At 64.3% G+C, this 24,115-nt stretch carries 26 protein-coding genes; 15 read left to right on the forward strand and 11 right to left on the reverse strand.

The window, feature by feature from the left end; all coding sequences use genetic code 11:
• The 6 genes from AC0L3S_RS13755 (at position 1) to AC0L3S_RS13780 (ending at position 5,873) form a co-directional block, all read left to right on the forward strand.
• Positions 1 to 462, forward strand: coding sequence for a DUF3237 domain-containing protein (locus tag AC0L3S_RS13755; RefSeq protein ID WP_473279423.1), 462 nt, complete (start codon positions 1 to 3; stop codon positions 460 to 462).
• A 258-nt stretch (positions 463 to 720) separates the two neighbouring features.
• Positions 721 to 1,530: a crotonase/enoyl-CoA hydratase family protein gene (locus AC0L3S_RS13760; RefSeq protein ID WP_007605285.1), complete on the forward strand. Its 810-nt coding sequence runs from the start codon at positions 721 to 723 to the stop codon at positions 1,528 to 1,530.
• Positions 1,527 to 3,413, forward strand: a complete 1,887-nt coding sequence (locus AC0L3S_RS13765; protein ID WP_473279424.1) for a feruloyl-CoA synthase — start codon at positions 1,527 to 1,529, stop codon at positions 3,411 to 3,413. The genes AC0L3S_RS13760 and AC0L3S_RS13765 overlap by 4 nt, the downstream gene beginning before the upstream one ends.
• Before the next feature lie 26 nt (positions 3,414 to 3,439).
• Positions 3,440 to 4,201 (forward strand): SDR family NAD(P)-dependent oxidoreductase, encoded by a 762-nt coding sequence (locus AC0L3S_RS13770; RefSeq protein WP_473264500.1) that lies wholly within the window; start codon positions 3,440 to 3,442, stop codon positions 4,199 to 4,201.
• Positions 4,202 to 4,211: 10 nt separating this feature from the next.
• Positions 4,212 to 4,643 carry an acyl-CoA thioesterase gene (locus tag AC0L3S_RS13775; RefSeq protein WP_473279425.1) on the forward strand — a complete coding sequence of 144 codons (432 nt, stop codon included), beginning with the start codon at positions 4,212 to 4,214 and terminating at the stop codon, positions 4,641 to 4,643.
• A 78-nt stretch (positions 4,644 to 4,721) separates the two neighbouring features.
• Positions 4,722 to 5,873: an ABC transporter substrate-binding protein gene (locus AC0L3S_RS13780; protein WP_473264499.1), complete on the forward strand. Its 1,152-nt coding sequence runs from the start codon at positions 4,722 to 4,724 to the stop codon at positions 5,871 to 5,873.
• 312 nt (positions 5,874 to 6,185) lie between these two features.
• On the opposite strand, the gene AC0L3S_RS13785 is transcribed toward AC0L3S_RS13780, so the two are convergent.
• Both AC0L3S_RS13785 and AC0L3S_RS13790 read right to left on the reverse strand, forming a co-directional pair.
• Entirely contained in the window at positions 6,186 to 6,914 is a 729-nt protein-coding gene (locus AC0L3S_RS13785) for a glutathione S-transferase family protein (protein WP_473279426.1), read from the reverse strand.
• Positions 6,915 to 6,952: 38 nt separating this feature from the next.
• Positions 6,953 to 7,273, reverse strand: coding sequence for a hypothetical protein (locus tag AC0L3S_RS13790; protein WP_473279427.1), 321 nt, complete (start codon positions 7,271 to 7,273; stop codon positions 6,953 to 6,955).
• Positions 7,274 to 7,385: 112 nt separating this feature from the next.
• Between AC0L3S_RS13790 and AC0L3S_RS13795 the strand changes: the two genes are divergently transcribed.
• Complete coding sequence (locus AC0L3S_RS13795) at positions 7,386 to 8,084, forward strand: helix-turn-helix transcriptional regulator (RefSeq protein WP_007599649.1); 699 nt, start codon at positions 7,386 to 7,388, stop codon at positions 8,082 to 8,084.
• A gap of 13 nt (positions 8,085 to 8,097) precedes the next feature.
• Positions 8,098 to 8,421, forward strand: coding sequence for a YkgJ family cysteine cluster protein (locus tag AC0L3S_RS13800; protein ID WP_473266794.1), 324 nt, complete (start codon positions 8,098 to 8,100; stop codon positions 8,419 to 8,421).
• Here the strand turns inward: AC0L3S_RS13800 and AC0L3S_RS13805 are convergent.
• Positions 8,418 to 8,816, reverse strand: coding sequence for a hypothetical protein (locus AC0L3S_RS13805; protein ID WP_473266796.1), 399 nt, complete (start codon positions 8,814 to 8,816; stop codon positions 8,418 to 8,420). The two genes, AC0L3S_RS13800 and AC0L3S_RS13805, sit on opposite strands and share 4 nt — an antisense overlap.
• A 277-nt stretch (positions 8,817 to 9,093) precedes the next feature.
• Positions 9,094 to 9,441, reverse strand: a complete 348-nt coding sequence (locus AC0L3S_RS13810; protein WP_018458457.1) for a DUF3307 domain-containing protein — start codon at positions 9,439 to 9,441, stop codon at positions 9,094 to 9,096.
• Positions 9,442 to 9,842: 401 nt separating this feature from the next.
• On the opposite strand from AC0L3S_RS13810, the gene AC0L3S_RS13815 reads away from it, so the two are divergent.
• The 4 genes from AC0L3S_RS13815 (at position 9,843) to AC0L3S_RS13830 (ending at position 13,668) form a co-directional block, all read left to right on the forward strand.
• Entirely contained in the window at positions 9,843 to 11,288 is a 1,446-nt protein-coding gene (locus AC0L3S_RS13815) for a TAXI family TRAP transporter solute-binding subunit (protein WP_473279428.1), read from the forward strand.
• A 122-nt stretch (positions 11,289 to 11,410) separates the two neighbouring features.
• Entirely contained in the window at positions 11,411 to 11,629 is a 219-nt protein-coding gene (locus AC0L3S_RS13820; RefSeq protein ID WP_007605264.1) for a hypothetical protein, read from the forward strand.
• A 113-nt stretch (positions 11,630 to 11,742) separates the two neighbouring features.
• Entirely contained in the window at positions 11,743 to 12,852 is a 1,110-nt protein-coding gene (locus tag AC0L3S_RS13825) for a cyclic nucleotide-gated ion channel (RefSeq protein ID WP_473279429.1), read from the forward strand.
• A 30-nt stretch (positions 12,853 to 12,882) separates the two neighbouring features.
• Positions 12,883 to 13,668, forward strand: coding sequence for an enoyl-CoA hydratase/isomerase family protein (locus tag AC0L3S_RS13830; RefSeq protein WP_473279430.1), 786 nt, complete (start codon positions 12,883 to 12,885; stop codon positions 13,666 to 13,668).
• A gap of 181 nt (positions 13,669 to 13,849) precedes the next feature.
• On the opposite strand, the gene AC0L3S_RS13835 is transcribed toward AC0L3S_RS13830, so the two are convergent.
• On the reverse strand, positions 13,850 to 14,494 hold the full coding sequence (locus AC0L3S_RS13835) for a glutathione S-transferase family protein (protein ID WP_473279431.1): 645 nt from the start codon (positions 14,492 to 14,494) through the stop codon (positions 13,850 to 13,852).
• 82 nt (positions 14,495 to 14,576) lie between these two features.
• Between AC0L3S_RS13835 and AC0L3S_RS13840 the strand changes: the two genes are divergently transcribed.
• Positions 14,577 to 15,596, forward strand: coding sequence for a helix-turn-helix transcriptional regulator (locus AC0L3S_RS13840; RefSeq protein WP_473279432.1), 1,020 nt, complete (start codon positions 14,577 to 14,579; stop codon positions 15,594 to 15,596).
• Between the two features lie 100 nt (positions 15,597 to 15,696).
• Positions 15,697 to 15,930 (forward strand): hypothetical protein, encoded by a 234-nt coding sequence (locus tag AC0L3S_RS13845; RefSeq protein ID WP_473279433.1) that lies wholly within the window; start codon positions 15,697 to 15,699, stop codon positions 15,928 to 15,930.
• A 69-nt stretch (positions 15,931 to 15,999) separates the two neighbouring features.
• Here the strand turns inward: AC0L3S_RS13845 and AC0L3S_RS13850 are convergent, their stop codons facing one another.
• The 3 genes from AC0L3S_RS13850 to AC0L3S_RS13860 all read right to left on the reverse strand — a co-directional run bounded on the left by AC0L3S_RS13850 (position 16,000) and on the right by AC0L3S_RS13860 (position 18,938).
• Positions 16,000 to 16,947 (reverse strand): fatty acid desaturase, encoded by a 948-nt coding sequence (locus tag AC0L3S_RS13850; RefSeq protein WP_473279434.1) that lies wholly within the window; start codon positions 16,945 to 16,947, stop codon positions 16,000 to 16,002.
• A gap of 15 nt (positions 16,948 to 16,962) precedes the next feature.
• Positions 16,963 to 17,979, reverse strand: a complete 1,017-nt coding sequence (locus tag AC0L3S_RS13855) for an alpha/beta fold hydrolase (protein WP_473279435.1) — start codon at positions 17,977 to 17,979, stop codon at positions 16,963 to 16,965.
• A gap of 155 nt (positions 17,980 to 18,134) precedes the next feature.
• Positions 18,135 to 18,938, reverse strand: a complete 804-nt coding sequence (locus tag AC0L3S_RS13860; RefSeq protein ID WP_473279436.1) for an MBL fold metallo-hydrolase — start codon at positions 18,936 to 18,938, stop codon at positions 18,135 to 18,137.
• Between the two features lie 191 nt (positions 18,939 to 19,129).
• On the opposite strand from AC0L3S_RS13860, the gene AC0L3S_RS13865 reads away from it, so the two are divergent.
• Positions 19,130 to 20,332 carry an MFS transporter gene (locus AC0L3S_RS13865; RefSeq protein ID WP_473279437.1) on the forward strand — a complete coding sequence of 401 codons (1,203 nt, stop codon included), beginning with the start codon at positions 19,130 to 19,132 and terminating at the stop codon, positions 20,330 to 20,332.
• Positions 20,333 to 20,342: 10 nt separating this feature from the next.
• On the opposite strand, the gene AC0L3S_RS13870 is transcribed toward AC0L3S_RS13865, so the two are convergent.
• The 3 genes from AC0L3S_RS13870 to AC0L3S_RS13880 form a co-directional block, all read right to left on the reverse strand.
• A complete protein-coding gene (locus tag AC0L3S_RS13870) occupies positions 20,343 to 21,956 on the reverse strand; it encodes an acyl-CoA synthetase (RefSeq protein ID WP_473279438.1) in 1,614 nt (537 codons plus the stop codon).
• 158 nt (positions 21,957 to 22,114) lie between these two features.
• Entirely contained in the window at positions 22,115 to 22,603 is a 489-nt protein-coding gene (locus AC0L3S_RS13875; protein WP_473279439.1) for a DUF2059 domain-containing protein, read from the reverse strand.
• Positions 22,604 to 22,650: 47 nt separating this feature from the next.
• On the reverse strand, positions 22,651 to 23,868 hold the full coding sequence (locus AC0L3S_RS13880; protein WP_473279440.1) for an OpgC domain-containing protein: 1,218 nt from the start codon (positions 23,866 to 23,868) through the stop codon (positions 22,651 to 22,653).
• Positions 23,869 to 24,115: the final 247 nt, after the last annotated feature.

The following is a 24,115-nucleotide window of genomic DNA, read 5'->3' on the forward strand; positions in this document are numbered from 1 at the left end:
ATGACCACGCCGACGCTGGAAACCAAATACGTCTTCACCGTTACCGCACGCATCGGCGACGTCGTCACCGCCGGCGAGACCGGCATCGGCATTCGCCGCATCATCCCGATCATCGGCGGCGAGGTGACGGGCGCGATCACCGGCAAGGTGCTGCCGTTCGGCGCCGACTTCCAGACCATCCGCCCGAACGAGCTGATCGATCTCGAAGCGAAGTACGCGTTCGAAACCGACGACGGCGCCATCGTCTATGTCGAGAACAAGGGCATGCGCTTCGGCCCGGTCGAGCTGTTGCAAAAGCTCAAGCGCGGCGAGCCGGTGGATCCGAAGCTGATCTATTTCCGCACCGTGCCGAAATTCGAGACCGGCCATGAGAAATACCGCTGGCTGATGCAGCACATCTTCGTCGGTTCAGCAGCGCGGCATGCGGATCGCGTGGTGATCGACGTGCATCAGGTGATGTGAACGCTTCAGTGCCCTTCGCGTCGTTCCGGCGAAGGCCGGGACCCATACCGCGTGATCTGTCGATCGCGGATAGTCGGAGTACCGAACGACTTGTCTTCGCCAAACTTCTCCCTGTGGTTATGGATCCCGGCCTTCGCCGGGACGACACCGCGTTTGGAAGGCGCCTTTTGCCCGCCTGACTGGCCCAAGAGGCGCCCAGCCCCTTGTTGACTCCCCCGGAATTCGTTATACAACATAACTATTCTGACAAGGACGCAAATGACACAGGGAAACGCCGAGACCGCTGACGCGGGCGCCTCCGGGCTTTTGAAGATCGAGCGGGCGGACCGGGTTTTGACCGTCGGCCTGAATCGGCCGGCCAAGCGCAATGCGCTCAACGACGGCATCATCCTGGAAATCGGCGAGTGTTTTGCGTCCCTGCCCGAGGATATCGGCGCGGTCGTCATCCACGGCATCGGCGACCACTTCTCCAGCGGTCTCGATCTTTCCGAACTGACCGACCATGACGCCACCGGCGGCCTTCTCCATTCCCAGATGTGGCACCGGGTGTTCGACCGTATCCAGTACAGCCGCGTGCCCGTGATCGCGGCGCTCAGGGGCGCCGTGATCGGCGGCGGACTGGAGCTCGCCTGCGCGGCCCATATCCGTGTCGCCGAGCCCTCGACCTATTTCGCGCTGCCGGAGGGGCAGCGCGGCATCTTCGTCGGTGGCGGCGGTTCGGTGCGCCTGCCGCGGCTGATCGGCGTTGCCAGAATGATGGACATGATGCTGACCGGCCGCGTCTATTCCGCGACCGAAGGCACCTCCTACGGCTTTGCGCAATATGTCACGGAAGCCGGCAACGGCCTCGGCAAGGCGATGGAGCTTGCGACCAAGGTCGCCTCCAACGCGCCGCTGACGAATTTCGCCGTCCTGCAGGCACTGCCGATGATCGCGGAGGCCAATCCGCAGACCGGCCTGTTGATGGAATCGCTGATGGCAACGGTGGCGCAGAGCGACAAGGAAGCCAAGCGCAGGATCCGCGAGTTCCTCGAACACAAGACCGCAAAGGTGAAGCCGAAATCATGAGCGCGCAGCCGTCGTCCTCTTCCAGCATGGAGCGCGGCGCGAGCACTTCCCCGCTGCGGCCCATTTCATTCGGCGATCCCGTCGTGAATATCGAGCGGCGCGACGACGGCACGATTTATCTGCGGCCCCAACAGCCGCTCGGAGACTATCCGGCCCGCATCACCGACCGCCTGCATCACTGGGCGAGCGCGACGCCGGATCGCGTCTTCATGGCCGAGCGCGAAGGTGGCCGCTTCTGGCGCAAGATCAGCTACGCCGAGCTGCTCGCCGCGAGCCGGCACATCGCCTCAGGGCTCATTGCGCGCGGGCTGTCGGCGGAGCGGCCGGTTGTCATCCTCTCCGGCAATTCGATCGACCACGCATTGCTGGCGTTCGGCGCGTTCTATGCCGGCATTCCGTTCTGCCCGGTGTCGCCGGCCTATTCGCTGGTATCCAAGGATTACGGCAAGCTCTCCTACCTGATGAAGCTGCTGACGCCCGGCCTAGTCTTCGCCGAGGACGCCGACAAGTTCGCCGACGCGCTCGCGGCCAACGTCTCGCTCGGCACCGAGATCGCGGCGTCCTACGGCCGCGTGCCGGGCCGCGACGTCACCTTGCTCGCCGACCTCATGGCAACGCCGATCCGCGGCGATCTGGACGAGGTCCACGGCAAGATCGGCCCCGACACCATCGCGAAATTCCTGCTGACCTCTGGCTCGACCGGCAACCCCAAGGCGGTCATCAACACCCAGCGCATGATCTGCGCAAACCAGGTGATGCTGCGCGAGACGCTCGCCTTCCTCAAGGACGAGCCGCCCGTCATCATCGACTGGCTGCCCTGGAACCACACTTTTGGCGGCAACCACAATATCGGGCTGACGCTCTACAATGGCGGCTCGATGTATCTCGACGCCGGCAAGCCGGTGCCTGGAGGCATCGAGGAAACCGTGCGCAATCTCCAGGAGATATCGCCGACGGTCTATTTCAACGTCCCCAAGGGCTACGAGTCGCTGCTGCCTTATCTGCGCGACGACCAGGGCCTGCGCGCAAAATTCTTCGACCGGCTGCACGCGATGTTCTTCTCGGGCGCGGCGCTGTCGCCGTTCGTCTGGAACAGCCTCGACGAGCTCGCGGTGAAGGAAAAAGGCTACCGCGTGCCGATGCTGACCGGCCTCGGTGCGACCGAGACCGCGCCGTTCTTCATGTCGGTCAACCCGCGCACCAGCCGCTCCGGCCATGTCGGGCTTCCCGTATCCGGCAACGACGCCAAGCTGGTGCCGAACAACGGCAAGCTGGAAGTTCGTTGCAAGGGGCCGAACGTGATGCCCGGCTACTGGCGCCAGCCCGACATCACCACAAATTCGTTCGACGAAGAAGGCTTCTACAAGCTCGGCGATGCACTCAAGCCCGTCGATCCCGATGATCTCAATAGCGGCTTCGATTTCGACGGCCGCATCGGTGAGGATTTCAAGCTCGGCAGCGGCACCTGGGTCAGCGTCGGCCCGTTGCGCGCGCGCTTCGTTGCGGCCTGCGCACCGCTGGTGCGCGACGTCGTCATCGCCGGCATCAACCGTGACGAGGTCTCCGCGCTCGTCGTGCTCGATCTCGACGGCTGCCGGCTGATCAACCCGACGCTGCCGACCGACGACCTCGTCGTCGCGACCCGCGACCGGTTGGTGCGCGAGGCATTTCGCGAACGGCTGACCCGCTTTCTCGGCGCGGCCACCGGATCCTCGACGCGGATCACGCGCGCGATCCTCTTGGACACGCCACTCTCGATCGACAAGGGCGAGGTCACCGACAAGGGCTCGATCAACCAGCGCGCGGTGCTCGAGCATCGCAGCCTCCTGATCGAGGAGCTCTACGCTGCCAATCCATCGGACCGTGTGATATCGGTCGGCTAAGAAAACATCGCTACAGGGAGAACGCCATGTTGTTGAAGGATCAGGCAGTCATCGTCACCGGCGGCGCATCGGGACTGGGCGCGGCGACCGCGCGAAAGCTGGCGGCGCAGGGCGCCAGGGTCGCGGTGTTCGATCTCAATGCCAAGCTCGCGGAAACCGTGGCCGCCGAGATCAAGGGCGTCGCCGTGACCTGCGATGTTTCCGATGCGGCTTCCGCTGAGGCTGCGATCGCCCAGGCGACGAAGTCCCATGGACCTGCGCGCGTGCTGGTCAATTGCGCCGGCATCGGCGTTGCCAAGCGCGTCGTCGGCCGCGACGGCCCGATGGCGCTCGCGGATTTCGACAAGGTGATCAAGGTCAACCTGATCGGCACCTTCAACATGCTCCGCCTTGCCGCAAACGAGATGTCCAAGCTCGAGCCGCAGGCCACCGGCGAGCGCGGCGTCATCATCAACACGGCTTCCGTTGCCGCTTATGACGGCCAGATCGGGCAATCGGCCTATTCGGCCTCGAAGGGCGGCATCGTCGGCATGACGCTGCCGATCGCGCGCGAGCTGGCGCAGTTCGGCGTCCGCGTGCTGACGATCGCGCCCGGCCTGTTCCTCACCCCGCTGCTCGCCAACCTGCCGCAGGAAGCCCAGGACTCGCTAGCCGCCGCAATCCCGTTCCCGCGCCGGCTCGGCCACGCCGACGAGTTCGCGGCACTCGCCCTGCACATGGTCGAGAATTCCTACCTCAACGGCGAAGTGGTGCGCCTCGACGGCTCGCTGCGCATGGCGCCGAAATAGGGCGCGACATATGTTCGTGAACCGGCGCGACGTCCAGATCCAGTGGGGTGACTGCGACCCCGCCAACATCGTCTATTACCCGCGCTATTTCGCGATGTTCGACGATTCGACGTCGACCCTGTTCGAAGTCGCCGGCTTCTCAAAGCAGGACCTGGTCCGCAAATACGGCCTGGTCGGCATTCCCATGGTCGACACCCGTGCCAAGTTCTACATCCCCTCGACTTACGGCGACTGGATCACCATCGAAACGAAGGTCGAGAGCATCAAGCGCTCGAGCTTCGAGGTGAAGCACAACGTCTACAAGGGCGAGGCGCTGGCGATCGAGGGTTTCGAGACCCGCGTCCTTGTCGGCCGCGACCCCGTTAACCCCGACAAACTGAAATCGGCACCATTTCCCGCGGAAATGGTAGCCAAATTCACCGGGAGCGAGGCCCGAAGCTAAATCGCCACATCACCAAAAGAGGGGGCTGAATTACCCCCCGATTTCTGCTTTCAAAGAAACACATAAAGGGAGGAATAGATGAAACGCTTTTACCTGACTGCCGCCGTGACCGCGGCCGCGCTTGCGCTGCCGGCCGTGCCCGCGCTGGCCCAGACCGCCGAGATCACCATCGGCATCACCACGACCACGACCGGCCCGGGCGCAGCGCTGGGCATTCCCGAGCGCAATGCGCTGGAGTTCGTGCCGAAGGAGATCGGCGGCGTGCCGCTGAAGGTGATCGTGCTCGACGACGGCGGCGATCCCACCACTGCGACCACCAACGCCCGCCGCTTCGTGACCGAATCCAAGGCCGATATCATCATGGGCTCGGCGCTGACGCCGCCGACCATCGCGGTGTCCAACGTCGCCAACGAAGTCGGCATTCCACATTTCGGCCTGGCGCCCTTCCCGATCACGCCGGAGCGCATGAAGTGGTCGGTGGCGATGCCGCAGCCGATTCCGATCATGGGCAAGGTGCTCTACGAGCACATGAAGTCGAAGGGCGTGAAGACGGTCGGCTATATCGGCTATTCCGACTCCTATGGCGACCTCTGGTTCAACGACTTCAAGGCCCAGGGCGTGCCGATGGGAATGACCATCGCCGACGAGGAGCGCTTCGCTCGCCCCGACACGTCGGTGACCGGTCAAGTGCTCAAGCTCGTCGCCGCCAATCCGGACGCCATCCTGATCGGCGCTTCCGGCACTGCGGCCGCACTGCCGCAGACCGAGCTGCGGGAACGTGGCTACCAAGGCCTGATCTACCAGACCCATGGTGCCGCCAGCATGGACTTCATCCGCATCGCGGGTAAGGCCGCCGAGGGCGTGTTGATGGCCGCCGGTCCCGTGATGGATCCGGAAGACCAGCCGGACGAGGCCGCCACCAAGAAGCCCGGCCTCGCGCTCAACGCCGCCTATGAAGGCAAATACGGGCCGAGCAGCCGCAGCCAGTTCGCCGGCCATTCCTACGACGCCTTCGAGATCCTCAAGCGCGTCATCCCGGCGGCACTCAAGACGGCGAAGCCCGGCACGCCGGAATTCCGCGAGGCGATTCGCCAGGCGCTGCTGTCGGAGAAGGAGCTAGCCGCCAGCCAGGGCGTCTACAATTTCACCGAAAAGGATCGCTACGGCCTCGACGACCGCTCGCGCATCCTCCTCACCGTGAAGAACGGCAAGTACGTGCTGGTGAAATAGACGCAGCGGCAGGATTGAGACGACGAGAGCCGGCCCGATGGGCCGGCTCTTTTGTTTTGGGTTTGTGATTGGCGAGCGTGGCGTCAAATAGAGTTCGGCCAGCAGCAGCACTCTCTCCGTTCCCTCCCCCCTTGTGGGGGAGGGGCAGGGAGGGGGGGTGCCACACGGGGATTTTTTCGGTCGCGCACCGACCAGTGCATCGTCGGCAACGAGTACCTTTTCCTGGGCTACCCCTCTCCCTAGCCCTCCCCCACAAGGGGGGAGGGAACGCACCTTTCTCGCGGCGCTAGATGAGTCTCATTCCATCAGGCATCAGGCCGCCTGCCGCAGCGGGGTCCAGGCGAACTCCGGATAGTAAGTGTCCATCATCCGATCGACATAAGCGGTGAGGTTCGGAAATCCTTCGGCGCGACTGCGCAGGGCGGATTCGAAGAACGGCGTCAGGATCCCGGCGAGTGCACCGAAGGCGGTGGCATCGACGCCGCAGGGCTTGTTGCCCATCAGATAGGACTTGTCGCCGAGCTGCACCGAGAGCGCAAACAGCGAGCGCACGGCGAGATCGACGTCGTCATCGGGCGCGTGCCGTCCGAGCCCGGAGAGCAAATAGTTCTCGGCGACGCGGAATTGCGCATCCTCGCGCAACTTCTCGCGATTATGCTCCGGCGCGCCGTCGAAGAAATGCGCAGGCCCCTTGGCGAAGTTGACCGGGTCGACCCAGCGCGCCCCGACCAGCGCAAAATAAACGTGATGCTCGATCATGCGCTCGAATGCCCAAGCCTGCGCGCGCTCGGCAAGCGACAGACCGGCGTCGAAATCGAAGCCGTAGCGGCGCTCGATATGGGCGCGGATGAAGGTGGAATCGGCCACCGCCTCTCCGCCATCGTCGATGAAAGGCAGCTGCCCTTTGGGAGAGGCGGGCGGCATCGCCCGCTCCTTCCGGTACGGCAAGCCCGCCATCTTGAGCTGCACCTCCGTCTTGGTGACGAAGGGGCTGATTTCCGGCAGGCCGAAGCCGGGGCCAAAGCCATAAAGCGTGATCATGAAGGCTCTCCTGAAACGACCGAAAGAGTTGAGGGAACTTAGCCGCGGGCTGCTGCCACCATGGTGGCAGCAGCCGTGATATCTTCTGCGAAACGGGCCCCCCGCCAGGCGCGGGCCATGACATGACGGACCAGCGCGTCCGCGGCCTGGACCAGGAAGCGAGCCACCACGGTCGCGAGCGCAAGGCGAAGGTCGAGGACCATGAGATCAAGGGATACGAGGCGGCCGAACGCCCATGCGGACCAAGCTCGGACTCGCAAACGCAGGACTTGCGATCGCAGGACTTGCAAAGGCGGGACTCGTAGAGGCTGGCTCCGCCACAGCGCAGTGGCCGGGCCGAAATGAGTTGGAATGATCATGGACAAATCCTCTTCAGTCGACGTGTTGACCCGGTATAGAACTCCCCTGCTGCCAACATCCTGTCAGCAGCCGCGCGCCACCCTCTGAAAAACCAGCGACAAGAGACCCGTCATGAGACGCGCCGACCGGCTGTTTCAAATCATCCAGGTGCTGAGGCGCACGCGTAAGCCGCTGACGGCGGACGCCATCGCGGCCGAGCTCGAGACCTCGAAGCGCACGATCTATCGCGACATCGCCACGCTGATCGGCCAGCGCGTGCCGATCCGCGGTGAAGCCGGCATGGGGTACATCCTGGAAAAGGGTTTTGACCTGCCGCCTTTGATGCTGACACCCGACGAGATCGAGGCGGCGGTGCTGGGCGCGCAATGGGTCGCCGGCCATGCCGATCCCGCGCTGGCGCGCGCGGCTGAAGACTTGATGGCCAAGATCGCCGACACTGTCCCTGAGCGCCTGCGTCCCTTCGTGCTGGAGCCGGCAAGCCGGGCCCGGCCGAGCTGGAACAGGGAACCGGACCGCCTGGACATGGCACGCACGCGCACCCAGATCCACGAAGGCAAGAAGATCATGCTGCGCTATCGCGACGAGCAGGGCCGCGCCAGCGAGCGCATGATCTGGCCGATTTCGATCGGCTATCTCGAAGCCGTGCGCCTGCTCGCGGCCTGGTGCGAGCTGCGCGGCGATTTCCGCAGCTTCCGCACCGACCGCGTGGTGGATGCGAGCTATCCCGACGAGAGATATCCTGAAAGGCGCGACGTGCTGCGCGCGAAATGGCGGCAGAGCCTGGTCTGGGGCCCGCCCAAGGATACGTGAAGGACACGTGACGATGGATGAGAACGCCCCCATCGACCTGTCGAGCTGTTGCCAGAGTTGCGGCGCCTGCTGCGGCTATTCGGCGAACTGGCCGCGCTTCTCGATCGAGAGCGACGAGGAGCTCGCCGCGATTCCCGAAGCGCTCGTCAACGCGCGCCAATCCGGCATGCGCTGCGAAGGCGATCGCTGTTCGGCGTTGCAGGGGGACATCGGAAAAGCGACCGCGTGCGGCATCTACGCAGTGCGGCCGGAGGTGTGCCGCACGTGCATGCCGGGCGATGCCGAATGCGCGATGGCGCGACGGAAATTCGGGCTGCCGATTATCGCGAGCGTTTAGGCCGGGACGGCTTCGCTGATCTCGTCGTCGATCTCGTCGTCCAGCGGCGCGAGCACCGAGAGCGGCTTGGTCGACAGCGTGATCGGCTTGCGGCCACCGGACAGCGACGGCGAGGATTTCGCCGCGCCTTCGCGCGCAAGCGCATAGAGCGTCGAACCGACACGGCCGCCGTTCTCGATCAGGTCGCGCTCATTACAGCTGCCGGCGATCGCGACCGCCAGCGAGTGCAGATGGCTGCGGCGATAGCAGAACAGCGCCAGCCTGGCGCGCGCGTCAGGGGAAACACTTTCAACCAGCCTCGGCAGGCCACTCTCGCTGGCGCGGTACATCTCGCCAAGGAGCTCGTCGCGGACCGGGCAGAAATCGCTTTCAAAGGTATCGCGGCTTGAAAACATTGCAGTTCTCCCTCGTGGGGGAAGATGCAGTGCAATTCTCTAATGAAAGGTTAACCACGCTGCCCGGTAGTCACCCGGGGTGCTTGCACGTGGGCCACGAATCAATGGGCTGGAAAGGGTTTTCTCTGTGGCCATCCTTCGAGACGCCCGCCTTCGGCGGGCCCTCAGGATGAGGTCTGCTTCTGCTGAAAGACTCTCACCCCTCATGGTGAGGAGGCGCAAAGCGCCGTCTCGAACCATGCAGGCCCGGCCGCCACTCCACCAGGGCCGCCGTCCCTCAGTTCGCCGCCATGAAGATGGAGAGGCCGAAGCCGGTCAGATGGTGCAGGGCCTGGTCGACACCGATCAGCGTCCAGAACCAGGGATGCGCAAGATCGACGCCGAAATTGGCCGAGACGAGGCCCTTGGCGCGGTCGATCGTGATGTGGATCACGAAATCGATCAACGCCACAAACCAGAATTTCGGCGCCACGATCAGGATCAGCGGCAGCGCAACCGCAAGGTGAACCAGGCAGTGCACCAGGAGCGGCAGGGCCCAGCCGTGCTTCTGGTCCTTGCCGTGGGCCATCCAGGCGGTCTGGAGGACGAAATCGGCGATGATGTGCTTGAACGTCAGCAGCAACATCCAACCAATGAGGGCTTCGACCGGAACCGCCGATGACAGGGGTGGAAACGACAAGGCGCCCTCGTTGACGTGACAAGAAGAATTGGAGCGTTCAGCGCAATCTCTTCCTGGACCGGTCAAATCGCCGGGACTTGCGATTTATGACATCTCCCGCGACGGAATGCAGCCGGGGGGAACCGGAAAATCGCCAACTGTGGCTAACTGGTGATAGGATGACCAATCGCCAGGGCCGGGTTGAGTAAGGTTACCTTCGGCTCGGAATTTGCATTCCGCGGCCTGCGCGCTATCATCGTCAGTAGAGAATATCGTTCTTTTTTCAGACGTTTACGAATTGCAGGGCGACCGCAGCGATCACATCCGCAAGCCGCCCGCCACCGGAAGCATAAGGCCAGAGTGCTGCCATGAGTACTGAGGGCCCGACCTCATCGCCGATCGAGCCACCGCCCCGGCGCCCCAAGGTGATCAAGACCAACCAGCAGCAGGTCTTTCTCTACGTCGTGCTGACCCTGCTGTTGTCGCTTGCCACCGTCTGGGGCGGCCGCATGCTGGTGCACAATTCGGAGACGCTGACCTTTGCCGTCGGCACCCCCAACAGCGACGAGGCCCTGTTCGCAGCCAAGCTCGCCGCCGTCCTGAAGAACAACGCCTCGCGCTTCCGGATCAGAATCGTCAACAACGCCGACAACGCCAAGGCGATCGCCCAGTTCGACCGCAAGCAGGCCGACCTCGCGGTGCTGCGCACCGACGCCAAGGTGCCGCTGCGGGCACGCACGCTCGCGATCCTCGAGCACGATCTCGTGCTGCTGCTCGGGCCCGGAAACAAGAAGATCAAGTCGCTCGCCGAACTGAAGAAGAAGAAGGTGGCCGTCCTGGCCGAGAACGAATCCGCGCTCGCCTTCGTCCGCGGCATCCTCGACATTCCCGACGGCGCGGACGCAGCGAAAATCCAGATGGCGCCGCCGGGCGCAACACTCGACAAGCTGTTCGCGCCGGCAAGCGGCTTTGGCGCGGTCGTCGCCATCGTCCACGCCTCCAGGGCGGTGCGAGACAAGGCGTATGAGCAGGTCGCCAGGCGCGGCGGCTTCACGCTGAACGCGATTGACGAGGCGAAGGCGCTGGCGCGCAAGATCCCTGGCATTTCCAACGAGACGCTGACTGCTGGCACGCTGTCTGCATCGCCGGAAATTCCCGACGACGATCTCGACACGATCGGGCTCGAATGGTTGCTGGTCGCCCAATCCAGGATGTCGCCGACGGCGGCCGGGGAGCTCGCGCGCACCGTCTACGAGAACAAGTCCGCGCTCGGGCTCGACGGCGGCTTTGCCAGCAGAATCGAGCCCGCCTCCGTCGAGAAGGACGCCTTCGTGATGGCGCATCAAGGGGCGGCCGACTACATCAATGACGACACCAAGTCGTTCATGGATAAGTACAGCGACCTGATGTATCTGGGCGCTGCCGCGCTCAGCGTTATCGGCTCGATCTTCGCCGCGATCTACGCCAAGATCACCCGGATCGCGCCGGAGAAGGCCAGCGAGCTCTCCACCGCCATTCTCGACATCGGCGAGCGGATCGAACACGCGCATTCGCTCGACCAGCTCGAATGCCTCCAGGACGAGCTGGAAGGCATCTTGCGCGGCGCGGTCATCGGCTTGCGAGACGGCACGATCAGTACCGACGGGCTCGACACCTTCAAGCTCGGCTACGAATTCGTCCGCGACGAGATCGGCATGCGCCGCGACTACCTCAAGCGCCATGCGGGCGAGAGCGAGAAGACCGCGCACGATGTGGCCCCTGCCCAGCACGACGAAAGTAATATCGTGGTGGTGAAGACAGCTCAGAGTGCCTGACCTATCGGTTTGAGTATCGGCGGCAACGCCTGGCCGGCACGTCTGCGAACGACCGGGGACCCTGGTCCGGGAACCGTCCCCGTCCACAACCGTTTGCTCCCGAATACAACCGGAGACCGCGCATGCGTGCACTCCTCATCATCTTCCTGCTGGGAATGTTGGCCGCGGTTGGCTATTTCGCTTATTCCGCGATGGCGGTCGAGGGCGAGCCGATTCCGACGGAAGGCTATGTGGCGCTGGCGCTGGGGGCCGGTTTTTCCGTTCTCGTCGGCATCGGCTTGATGGTGCTGCTGTTCTTCAGCAGCCGTCGCGGCTACGACGAGCCGCCGCATTTCAAGTAGCGGCGTGAGGTACGGCGGCCGCGCCCGTCGTTGACGGCCTCGGCCCGGGCAGGCACTTTGGCACCGAGGTTCCAGCCGGGACCGCAAAAGACAAAACCGAGCCGCCCTTCCGCATGTCCAAGCCGCTGATCTCCGCTCTGGCCCAGTTCGCGGCCGCCACGGCCGGCCGCAACATGACCAGGGCGGCCTATGTGGCCGTCGCCGTCGGCGTGCTCGCCATGGTGCTCCTGACGGTCAACCCGGCCTATGAGACAGCGCATCGCTGGGTCGATGCCCTGCTTTGGGCCTGCCTCGTCTACTTCGTGTTCGAATGGGTGGTCCGGCTGCGCCATATGGCGCGACAGGGGCGCCTCGCACTCTACATGTCCTCCTCCGCCGGGCTGGTCGACGCGGTCGGCGCGTTGGCCGTGCCGGCCGCGCTGATTCTCGGGATCGAGCCCAGAACGGCGTGGCTGCTCAGCGTGCTCTGGGTGCTGAAGGTGGTACCGGGCATTCCCGGCCTGCGGCAGCTCCGCCGCGTGCTGGTGCTCGAATCGGGGCCGCTGCTCAGCGTGCTCGTGATCTTCCTGATGGTGGTCTTCCTGGCCTCGGTCGCCGAATATTTCCTGGAGCGGGACGTGCAGCCGCAGACGTTCGGCAGCGTGCCGGCCGCGCTGTGGTGGGCCGTCGCAACCCTGACGACGACGGGCTATGGCGACGTCGTGCCGGTGACGCCGCTCGGCCGCATGGTGGCCGCGCTGGTGATGATCTCCGGCCTCGGCGTGTTCGGCCTCTGGACCGGTATTTTGGCGACCGGCTTTGCCGCGGAGACCCGGCGCGACAATTTCCTCAAGACCTGGGAATCCGTCAGCAAGGTGCCGTTCTTCGCGGCGCTGGGACCGGCCGCCATCGCCGACGTCACCCACATGCTGCGGACCATGGAGCTGCCGGCGCGCACCATGATCATCCGCAAGGGTACGCAGGGCGACTGCATGTATTTCATCGCCGCCGGCGAGGTCGAGGTCGACCTGCCCGGCAAGAAGGTGCAGCTCGGCGATGGCGCCTTCTTCGGCGAGATGGCCTTGCTCGGCAACAATTTGCGCGGTGCCAATGTCTCCACCACCAAGGTGTCGCGGCTGCTCGTGCTCGACCTCGTCGACTTCCGCGTGCTGATGGCGCGGCATCCCGATCTCGCCGAGACCATCGATGCCGAGGCGAAGCGGCGCACGCTCGAAAACAAATAAATGGCGACGAGCAAATAAACGGAGACAAGAATGTCGGACATCACCGATGCAGCCACCGGCCCAGTGCTCGAACTCGTTGGCACACGCGCCACCATTCGCCTCAACCGTCCCAAACATCTCAACCGGCTCCAGGCCGAGGACCTCGGCGAGCTGGTCAAACTGTTCGACCGGGTCGAGGCCGATCCTGATATCCGCGTGCTGGTGTTGACCGGCACCGGGCGCGCCTTCTCCGCGGGCTATGATCTCAACTCCGTTGCCGAGCGCGCGGTCAGCGCGAGCGAACAGCAGAGCGCGGGCTCCGCCTTCGAGGTGGTCGTCAACCGTCTGGAGGATCTCGGCGTCCCCACGATCTGCCGGCTCAATGGCGGCGTCTATGGCGGCGCGACCGACCTCGCGCTCGCCTGCGACTTCCGCATCGGCGTCGATACCGCTGAGATGTTCATGCCCGCAGCACGCCTCGGGCTGCACTACTACAGCAGCGGCATCAAGCGTTACGTGACGCGGCTCGGCGTCGACAATGCAAAAAAACTGTTCCTGACCGCGCAAAAGATCAGCGCGCCGGAGATGCTACGGATCGGCTATCTCACCGATATGGTGGCGGTCGAGTTTCTGGACGAGGAGGTCGACAGGCTCGCCAACATCCTCGCCGGCAACGCTCCGCAGGCGATGCGCGGCATGAAGCGTGCGATCAACGAATTCGCCCGCGGCGAACTCGACCAGCAAGCCGCCGACCAGCGCCACCGCGACAGCATGCGCGGCGACGAGATCAAGGAAGGCATCAAGGCCTTCGCGGAGAAGCGGCCGCCGCGGTTTTGAGGGGGCGGAGCTGCAGCCGCTATTCGTCGGTGTCGTCCCGGCGAAGGCCGGGACCCATTCCGCGAGGTCTAGCGATAGCGGATGGTATAGATCCCGAACGACGCGTCTTCGCCAAACTTCTCCTTGTGGTTATGGGTCCCGGCCTTCGCCGGGACGACACAGAATGTGAGGCTCGTGCGCCTTACCCACCGGCAGCCGCGGCATGCTGCGCGGCCATCTCGGCATCGGCCGCAGTGATCCGCTGGAACGCCGGCCGCGCCGTCATCCGTTCGGCATAGCGGACGAACACATCCTTCTTCGGCACGATACCGAACATCATGGTCCAGCTGAACGCGACGCCCCACAGCACATCCGCGGCCGTCATGCGCTCGCCGAGCAGATACGGTCCCTTCGACAGCTGCGCCTCGAGCGCGCCGAGCATGGTGTCATAGTCGGCATACGGCGATTGCGTAATCGGTGCAGGCTCGCGCTGCATGAACTTGTCGATCAGGGCCGGTTCGAACGAGGCGCCGTAATAGGCGATCCAGCGCAGATAAGGGCCGCGCAGCGCATCGTTCAGGGCGGGCGTCAGCCCGGCTTCCGGAAACAAATCGGCGAGATAGATGGTGATCGCGACCTGCTCGGTCACAAGCTGCCCGTGGTAGCCGATCGCCGGCACCTTGCCGAGCGGGTTGATCGCGAGATAGGCCGGCTGGCGCTGCTCGCCGGCCTTCATGTTGAGGACATGAAGATCATAAGGCGCCCCCAGTTCCTCAAGCAGCACCCGCGTGCCGGTGGCCCGGCTTTGCGGTGAATAATACAGCGTGATGCGGTTCGGATCGGTCATGGCGGTCTCCATCTGGCCGGCTGGCGATGGCGTTGTAGCGGATCATACCTGACATCTTGTGTCAGGTATGATTTAAGGAATCATGCGCGCGAGCCGGATGCTGTCGATCCTCACCACCCTTCAGGCCAAGGGGCAGGTCAGCGCGCCCGAGCTCGCCGAGGCCTGCGAAGTCTCGGTGCGGACGATCTACCGCGACATCGACGCGCTCGCGGCGTCCGGCGTCCCTGTCTATGCCGACCGCGGTGCGGAGGGCGGCTATCGCCTGCTCGACGGTTATCGCGTGCGGCTGAACGGTCTGTCGCAGAGCGAGGCGGAAGCGCTGTTCCTGGCTGGATTGCCGGGCCCGGCGGCGGCGTTCGGGCTGGATGCGGCGATGATGGCTGCACAGAACAAGCTGATGGCCGCGCTGCCCGCTAATTTGCGCGAAGACGCCGGACGGATGCAGGAGCGCTTTCACCTCGACGCGCCGGGCTGGTTCGGCGAGGCGGAAGAGCCGAAGCATCTGCGCACCATCGCCGCCGCGACCCTGCGCGGGACACTGATCAAGATCCGCTACCAGAGCTGGCGCGCCGAGAAGCAGCGCCGCGTCGCGCCGCTCGGTCTCGTGCTGAAAGGGGGCAGCTGGTATCTCGCAGGTCTGGTCGACGGCAGCGTGCGAACCTATCGCGTCGCGCGCGTGCTCGACTGCACGGCGCTCGACGATCGCTGTGAGCGACCCGCCGGCTTCGATCTCGCCGCCTATTGGCGGGACGCAACGCTGCGTCTCGAGGCCGAGATGCATCCCAACGTCGCGATCGTCCGGCTGTCGCCCTTCGGCGTGAAACTGCTCGACGCACTGAGCCAGCCTTACGTCAGGGCGCGTACGCAGCTCGACGAGACCGCAGATGCAGACGGCTGGCGCATTGCCAGAGTGCCGACCGGCAAGACGTCGTGGCATGCCGCGGCCGAATTGTTGCGGCTCGGGCCAGAGGCCGAAGTGCTGGAGCCGGCCGATCTGCGCGAGAAGATGGCCGAGCTGACAGAGGCGATGGCTGTGCGCTATCGCGCGGCGCGGAAAACAGGACGGCGGCGCAATGCGCCGCGACCGACGAAACACTCCTGAAACACGATTCTCCCCTCCCCGCATGAACGCATCCGCGTTTCGGCTCGACCGAGATGCAGGGACACAACAACGGCCCTTTGCGCCATACTGGAGAATGAAGATGTTTCGTAAGCTTGCACTTGGTCTGATCGCTGCCGGCTCGCTCGGCGTTGCCGCTCTCGCCCCCACCGCCGCGTCGGCCCACGGCTTCCACCATCACTGGGGTCCCAGCTGGGGCTTTGGCGGCGTCTACGTCAACAGCGGCGTCAACAGTTGTTATCAGGAGCGCGTCGTCCAGACCCGCCACGGCCTGCGCGTCCGCGTCGTGAACGTGTGCGCGTACGGGATCTACTGATATCTCGCATTCACGGCAAAGCCCCGATCGCACCGCGATCGGGGCCTTTGCGCGTCGAATTTTCTTCTCTTAGCAACCCTGTCGCTGCCGGCGAAACCAGGCCCAGGTCTCGCGCGTCGTCCTGATGTAGCCGCGGCCACGATGGACGATCTCGCCGTCGACGATTCCGTTCAGCTTTGGCAGGGCGTGGAACGGGATCGAGGGATAGGCGTGATGCTCGACATGGTAGGGCATGTTCCACGCAACCCATTTGACGATCGCGCCGGTGTAGGTGGTGCGCGTGTTCTGGAATGCGCTGCGGGTACGCTCGCAGCCGGTGTGCTCGGCGTAGAGATAGGGCCGCAGGAAGAACTGCCCAACGATCAGCGGCACGATCCAGACCCAGAGCAGCAGCGCCGACGAGAACCATAGCGACAGCACGAGCAGCAACGCATAGAGCGCGGCGTAGGCGCGCGCCTCGGCGACGATGATGGCGCGCCTGTTCTCGGGAATCCAGGGCACGATGACCTTGCCGGTGACGGCATGGCCGAGCATCAGCCGCAGGCGTCCGGCGACCTGAAGCACGCCGCTATAGGCGAGCGCGAGCTGGGTGTCGGATTTCGGTTTGACGCCAACGACCAGCTCCGGGTCCTTGTCCGGATCCTGGGTGTAGCGGTGATGGTCCCAGTGGAACAGGCAATAATATTCGTAAGGCAATCCGATGATGAAACCCGACAGGTAGCCGACGACGAGGTTGAGAGCGCGGCTCTTGAACGCCGTCTTGTGCGCGGTCTCGTGCACGGCCATGAACAGGAAGGCGACGAGATAGCCCTGCACCGCCATCAGCGGCAACGCCCAAAGGATACCCCAGGTCGAAGAGACCCTCCAGATCAGCGCGCCGACCAATACGACCAGGCCGTAATGGCTGAGGCTTTGCGCGGCGCCCCTGAGGTTGGAGCGCACCGACAATTCGCGCAGCATCGTCGGCGCCAGCGGCTTCAGCCGATGGCCGGATTCTGAAACGGTTGCGTCGCTCATGATCGGATGTCTGCCCTACTTGCCGAGAAGCTCTGCGATCTCGGCCTTGATGAAGGCCAGATCGCGCGGATTGTTGACGGGGTTGCCGGCGCGATGGCCATGCAGCGACGGGATCGGATGCAGCACCGCAGAGCGCGCATTGACCAGCCGGCCGAGTTCGTCCTCGTTGTCGCGAACGTCGAAATAGCGGTCGGTCGCGCCCGGCATCAGCAACATGTGCGCCTTGATCGCACCGAGCGCGCGATCGAAATCGCCGTTGAATGTGGCGCAGCGACTGATATCGCCGTTCTGCCAGATCCCGATCTGAGCCAGGAGATCGTTGGCATCGCGCCGGGCAAACGCCGCGTCCCAGGTGCGGACGAGATAGTCGTCGAGCGAGGTGAAGCCTGCTTCGCGCCAGATCTCGTCGCGATAGAAACCGTGCGACATCGCCCAACCCGCGTAGACGCGCCCCATGGCGCGATAGCCCGCGACGGGCTTCTCGACGAAGCGGCCGTCGCGGAAGGCGGGATCGGCGGTCAGCGCGGCCTTCACACTTTCCAGGAAGACGTAATTATAGGGCGCGCAGCGGGCACTGCCACAGACGACAGCCGCCCGCTCGACCATATCGGGATGCAGTGCCGCCCAGTGATAGGCCTGCATGCCGCCCATCGACCAGCCATAGACCAGGGCAAGCTTCGAGATGCCGAACCGCTCGGCGAGCAGCCGATGCTGGACCGCGATGGCATCGTGATAGGTCAGGATCGGGAATGGCGCAGAGGTATTCGACGGCGACGACGACAAGCCGTTTCCGAACAGGTTCGGGATCACGATGAAGTAGCGTGTGGGGTCGAGCACGCCGTCGGGGCCGATCAGCCACTCGGTGTCGGTGTGCTGCGCGCTGAACGAGGTCGGATAGAGAATGACGTTGCCCTTGTCTGGACTGAGCGTGCCGTAGGTCTTGTAGGCGAGCTTGAGCGAAGGGACGACGGCCCCGGACCGGAGCGTGACGTCCCCGGCCTCGAAGATCTCGTAGTCGCGCCCTGCCGTCATGGACCGAATTCCCGCTCGCCGCGACAAGCGCGCCGCGGAAACAGCGATGCATTGATCATGCCGGTCCCGCAGACGCATCGTCGCGTCACGCTTAATAACTGTACTTATAGTCCATTTATTATGGAGCAGCAAGATAAATCCGGTCGCGCGCCGGCTCAGGCGATGGCGGCCAGATAGCGCGCGACAGAGGCCGCGAATGCGGCCTTGGCGCCCGCGGCGATGTTGCGGCCCCACCAGGCGCCGTAGATGCGGTCGAAGGCCAGCGGCTCGACGGCAGCCGCAATCCGTCGCACCGCGGCAGCATTGAGCGGCATGTAGTTCGGATAAGAGTACATGAAGCTGACAAAACGGCGATCCATCGTCACCTGCGCGATATCGCCGGTGAGCAGCGCACCCCTGCCGTTCGCACCGCGCGCATGGTGCAGCATGGTGGCGCCGGCGAAATGACCGCCGGTGTGCAGCAGCAGCACATCGTCGGAGATGCGATGGCTCTCGCCGGTCCAGTGCACGATCGAGGAATGCGGACGCGTTACCCATTGGCGATCATCGGCGTGCAGATAGACCGGCACCCCGCCGAACGCCTCGCTCCAATCGGCGAGCGCGCCATAGTAATGCGGATGCGAGATCGCGATCGCCTTCAACCCGCCGAGCGACCGCACATGCGCGATCGCGTCCGGCGTCGCCAGCGGTACGCAGTCCCACATCACCCAGCCGTCCGCGAGCGGCACCAGCAGCGCCCGCTGACCGATGGCAAAGCTTGGCTCGAGCGCGATGCCGGTCAGGCCGAGATCGTCGCGCCAGACGACGCGGTGACGCTCCGAGAGCGCCTCGCGCGTGAGAAAAGTCTGCCCCTTCCAGCCGACGTACTGCCGTTCGTCCTCGCAAATCGGGCAGGACGCGGGCGGATTTTCGCCACCCGGAAATTGCGCACCGCACGTTTCGCAGGTCCAGAGAGGCATGCCGTACTCCCGACAGGGACGATCCAACGTCAATAAGGAATTGCTGGCCGTGACCGCAAGCCCCACCGACCGGGCAAAACCTGGAACCAACCCGAGCAGCGCCCGTTAAACTCTCGTCCGCGCCAGAACGATTGGCTGAAAGGATCATGTCCCACCCGCCGCCTCACGGCTGAGACCACGTTTTGGTATCGATGACATCGCGGTCCCCCTCCTCGTCTCGTATCTGGCCCCTGTTCGCTCTCAACTTCTTCATGGCCGACATGCAGTCGGGCATCGGCCCCTTCGTCGGCGTATTTCTCCAGGAGCGCGGCTGGGCGAGCGGGTTGATCGGCACGGCGATGACGATCGGCAATGTCGCGGGCATGCTGATCACGACGCCGATCGGCGGCTTCATCGACGCGAGCCGCAACAAGCGGATGTGGGTCGTGATTCCCGGCATCTGCGTGGTGCTCGCGTCCGCGATCATCCTGATCTCGCAGAATTTCTGGGCGGTGACGTTCTCGCAGGTCGCACAATCGCTTGCGAGCGCCGCGATCGTGCCGGCGGTAACCGGCATCACGCTCGGCATCGCCAAACAGAAGGGCTTTAACGCACTCAACGGCCGCAACCAGGCGTTCAACCATGCCGGCAACATGGTCGGCGCCGCGCTGTCGGGCTATCTCGGTTACAAGTTCGGCTATGTCGCCGTGTTTGTGCTCGCGGCAATATTCGGCGCGATCGCGATCGCCTGCGTGATGATAATCCCGGCCAAGGCGATCGACGATCGCGCCGCGCGCGGCAGCAAGGAGGACGATCCCGACAGCGCGCCGGACGCCCTCACGATGCTGCTCAAGCACCGCGCGCTGCTGGTGCTGGCACTGGCGCTCGCGCTATTCCATCTCGGCAATGCCGCCATCGTGCCGCTCTATGGCCTGGCGGCGGTCGCCGAAGGCCAGGCCAACGGCCCGAGCTTCGTCGCGACCACCGTGGTGATCGCACAAGGCGTCATGATCATCACATCGCTGATCGCCATGAAGGCGGCGAGCAAGCGCAACTACTGGCCTATCATCCTCGTCTCCTTCATGTTCCTGCCCATCCGCGGCGTGCTCGCCTTCTTCGTCACGGGATGGTGGGGCGTCGTGCCGATGCAGGTGCTCGACGGCATCGGCACGGGACTCCAGACGGTTGCCGTCCCCGGCATGGTCGCACGCTCGCTCAATGGCACCGGCCGCATCAATCTCGGCCAAGGTGCCGTGATCACCGTGCAGGGCGTCGGCGCGAGCCTCAGTCCCGCGCTTGGCGGCTGGATCGCGCAATGGATCGGCTACGGCCCGACATTCCTGCTGCTCGGCGGTTTTGGCCTCGCGTCCATGGCGCTGTGGTTCGCGTTCGGCGCCCACGTGAAGAAGTATTGAGGCGCGAGCTTCAGGTCCCAAAATTCTTCTGGATCGCCTTGTCGAGCGTTTCGCCGCCGACGAAGCGCTGGCGCAGCTCGCGCTTGAGCAGCTTGCCGCTCGGGTTCTTGGGCAGGGCATCGACGAAGATGACGCGCTTGGGCACCTTGAAATGCGCCATCTGGCCGGCGCAATGCTTGATGACGGACTCCTCGTCGAGCTTCTCGCCGCTCTTGACCACGACGATCGCAGTCACCGCCTCGATCCAGCGCGGATCGGGCAGGCCTACCACCGCAACCTCGGAGACGGCGGGGATGCGGTAGACCATCTCCTCGACCTCGCGGCTTGCGACGTTTTCGCCACCGGTCTTGATCATGTCCTTGACGCGATCGACCACGGTGATGTGGCCCTCGTCATCGACGGTGGCGAGATCGCCGGAGTGAAACCAGCCCCCAGAAAACGCCGCCGCCGTCTTGACCGGATCGTTGTAATAGCCGGAGAGCAGATGCGGCGAGCGGTGCACGATCTCGCCGACTTCGCCGACCTTCACATCCTCCATCGAGCTGTTGACCACGCGGGTCTCGACGTTGAGCACGGGCTTTCCCGCCGAGCCGGCTTTGCGCAGCTGGTTCGCGGGACCCAGCACGGTCGCGAGCGGCGCGATCTCGGTCTGGCCGTAGAAATTCCAGAACTTCACGCTGGGCAGGCGGCGCTGGAGCTCGAGCAGCACCTCCACCGGCATGATCGAGGCGCCGTAATAGCCCTTCTGCAAGGTCGACAAATCCGTCTTGTCGAAATTGGGCGAGCGCAGCATCGCGATCCAGATCGTCGGCGGCGCGAAGAACGATGTGATCTTGTGCGTCTGGATCAATGATAGAATGTTGTCGGCCGCAGGCTTGCCCGTGATCACGCCGGAGGCGCCGAGATAGATTTGCGGCCCCAGGAACACGTCGAGCTGCGCGCAATGATAGAGCGGAAGCGCGTGCAGGAATTTGTCGTCCACGCTCATGCCGCCGTCGATGATGCAGCTGACATATTGCCACATCACCGCATCATGGGTCAGCATCGCGCCCTTGGGCAGCGACTCCGTGCCGCTGGTGTAGACGATCTGCGCGAGATCGCGGCTGTCGACGGACGCATCGAGGTACGAGCCGTCGGGGCTGAGGAGATCGTCGAAGGTGGTGAGGCCCGCGGGCGCCGTGGCGGGATCCTCACCCGGCAGCCAGATCATTTTCTCGACCGCGCAATCCCTGGCGCTGGCCGCGCGCGCGGGCTCGACGAAATCAGGGCCGGCCGCGAGCAGCTTTGCGCCGGAGCTCTTCAGGATGAAATTGATCTCGTCCGGATTGAGCATGAAGTTGATCGGTACCAGCACCGCGCCAATCCGGGCCAATGCGAACCGGAGCACCGCAAAGGCGTGCGAATTGCGCGAGAGCACGGCTACGCGGTCACCCTTTTTCACGCCGAGGCCAAGCAGGCCGCGGCCGAGCCGATTGCAGATCGCGTCCATCTCGGCAAAGGTCCAGCTGACATTGCCACAGCTCACCGCGAGCTTGCCCGGATCGCGGCCCGCCGCACGGCGCAGGAGGTCGCCGATGGAATGCTCGCGGGCCTTCGATATGGTCGCTGCGATGTCGCTCGTCATTTCCGTTCCCCTGAATTTTCTCATTGCGTGAGGGCCGCCCTGAGCACAGGTCAGGCCATTGCATTCACGCGCGTCTTGTCTTTTGCAAAAGCCTAGTCGGGGCAACCGGCCGCGTCAAATCAGCCGGCGAGCGCGGCGCCGTTACGCAAGAATTGAGATCAGAGCTTGTGCCCCTTCTGGCGCAACGCCTCGATGAGACGCTGCTTCAACTCGTCGGCCGTCTTCTGGCCGACATCCTGGCCGATCTGCGCGCTTGCCTGCGCCAGCGCATCCGACTTCTCCAGGAACTTCTTCCCGGCCGGCTGGACATAGAAGGCCTCGATCTGGCGCAACTCGTCGATGCTGAAGCTCTGGGCATAGAGGGCTGAGACTTGGTCGACCATCGAGGTGAGGGCCGGAGTGTAGATCTCGGAGCCGGGTGCCGTCACCGCATCATAGTCGCGCTCGATCTCCGGCCTGTCCTGCGCGACCACCGGCCTCAGCTTGAGCAGGAGTTGCGGCAACAGCGCGCGATACTGATCCGCGATTTTCAAGGTGACCACGAGCTTGCGCGCCGCGCTCATCGCCTCCGGCGACGGTGCTTGCGCCGACGCACTACAGATCAGGAGCAGGAGGGTGCCGGCGATCGTCAACACAAGTCTGGACATAAACCTCTCCGTTGGATCTCTCCACGAAAAATGCAGGCCGGCGATACTCAAGAACCCGCGGGCGCCACGGCAGACCTATCCGCGGGCGCGCTTTCCAGGACGGTGTCGGCCTCCTCGATCTCCGTCACCTTCACGAACAGGTTCGGCACCCGCTCGGTCCGGTCGAGCAGCCAGGCGGCTGCGATCATGATGACGATGCCGACGACGGAGACCGCGAGCTGCTCCCAGACCCCCTTGGTGTATTGCGTCAGGATCCAGTGCGCCGAGAACGACAGGAAGACGCCGAGGCAGAAGATCGGCAGCGAATGCTGACCGCAGAGGATCACGGGGCGCAGCCAGGCCCCGTGCAGGGTCCGCCATTTGCGCGAGATGAGGTGCGTCACCCAGATCGCCAGCGCCAGAAAATGCGTGAAGCGCAGCATGTCGAGGTCGGTTTTGTCGATCGGGTAGATCGCCTTGATCATCCATTTCGGGATCAGGGCTTCGAGCACGGGGACGTGCCAGGTCATCACGATCAGCAGCGCGAAGGCGAGCCAGGCCGCGGCCAGCGCCATTGCCGCCTTCGACCACACCCATCTCGCGACCTTGTCGATCTGGCCGATGCCGCACCAGGCCGCGAACACGAACATCAGCTGCCAGCAGAACGGGTTGAAGTACCAGTGCGTGCCGGGCGGGTAGGAGGCGACGTTCCAGTCGAACCAGCGCGCCAGCAAGTACAGCACCGCGGACGCGGCGAGCGTCAGGTTCGGCCGGCGCACCAGGCACCACACGATGAAGGGCGCAGCGAACACCAGCGTGATGTAAAGCGGCAGCACGTCGAGATTGACCGGCTTGTAGCGCAGTGAGAGCGCCTGCCCGATCAGAACGTCCGGATGCTCGAGGAAATTGTGAACGTTGAACTCGTGCTCGTACATGGGATTGTCGAAGCGGCGCACGGTGCGGGCGATCTGCGCCGTGAACAGCAGGAACAGCATGATGTGGGCGACATACATCTCGGCCGCGCGCCGCCACAGCCGCTTCAGCGCGGCGATAAACCAGCCGCCCGCGACGATCGGCCCGTAGATCCAGCCGACCAGATAACCGGAGATGAAGACGAAGAATTCGGCGGCGTCGCTGAAGCCGTAATTGCGCAAGGTCAGCCAGGCCACGACGTCGTGCGGGATGTGGTCGAGGAAGATCATCCACAGACCGATGCCGCGAAAGAGATCGAGCCGCAGATCGCGCTCGACCGGCGCGAGCAGCGCTGACTGGTCCCGTGTGATCATGGTCCCGCCTCGTTCGGTGGGCGTCGCGCCGTCGCGGCGCCGAAAAATCGGATGCTAAAAATTGAAATCAAAAGTCGCCTGGCCGTGTGGCCAGGGCCGACGGTAGCCGACCTTGCTGCGCGTGCAAGGGCATCGTCATCGGGGCGGGCCGCACCAGCGTGCCGTCCTCCGCGCTGCACCATGGCGGGCCCTTCAAAATAAAAGGGCGAAAACAACCCCATGCACAGTAGCTAACTCCTTGCGACGC

This window comes from Bradyrhizobium sp. Ken01 (assembly GCF_055807355.1).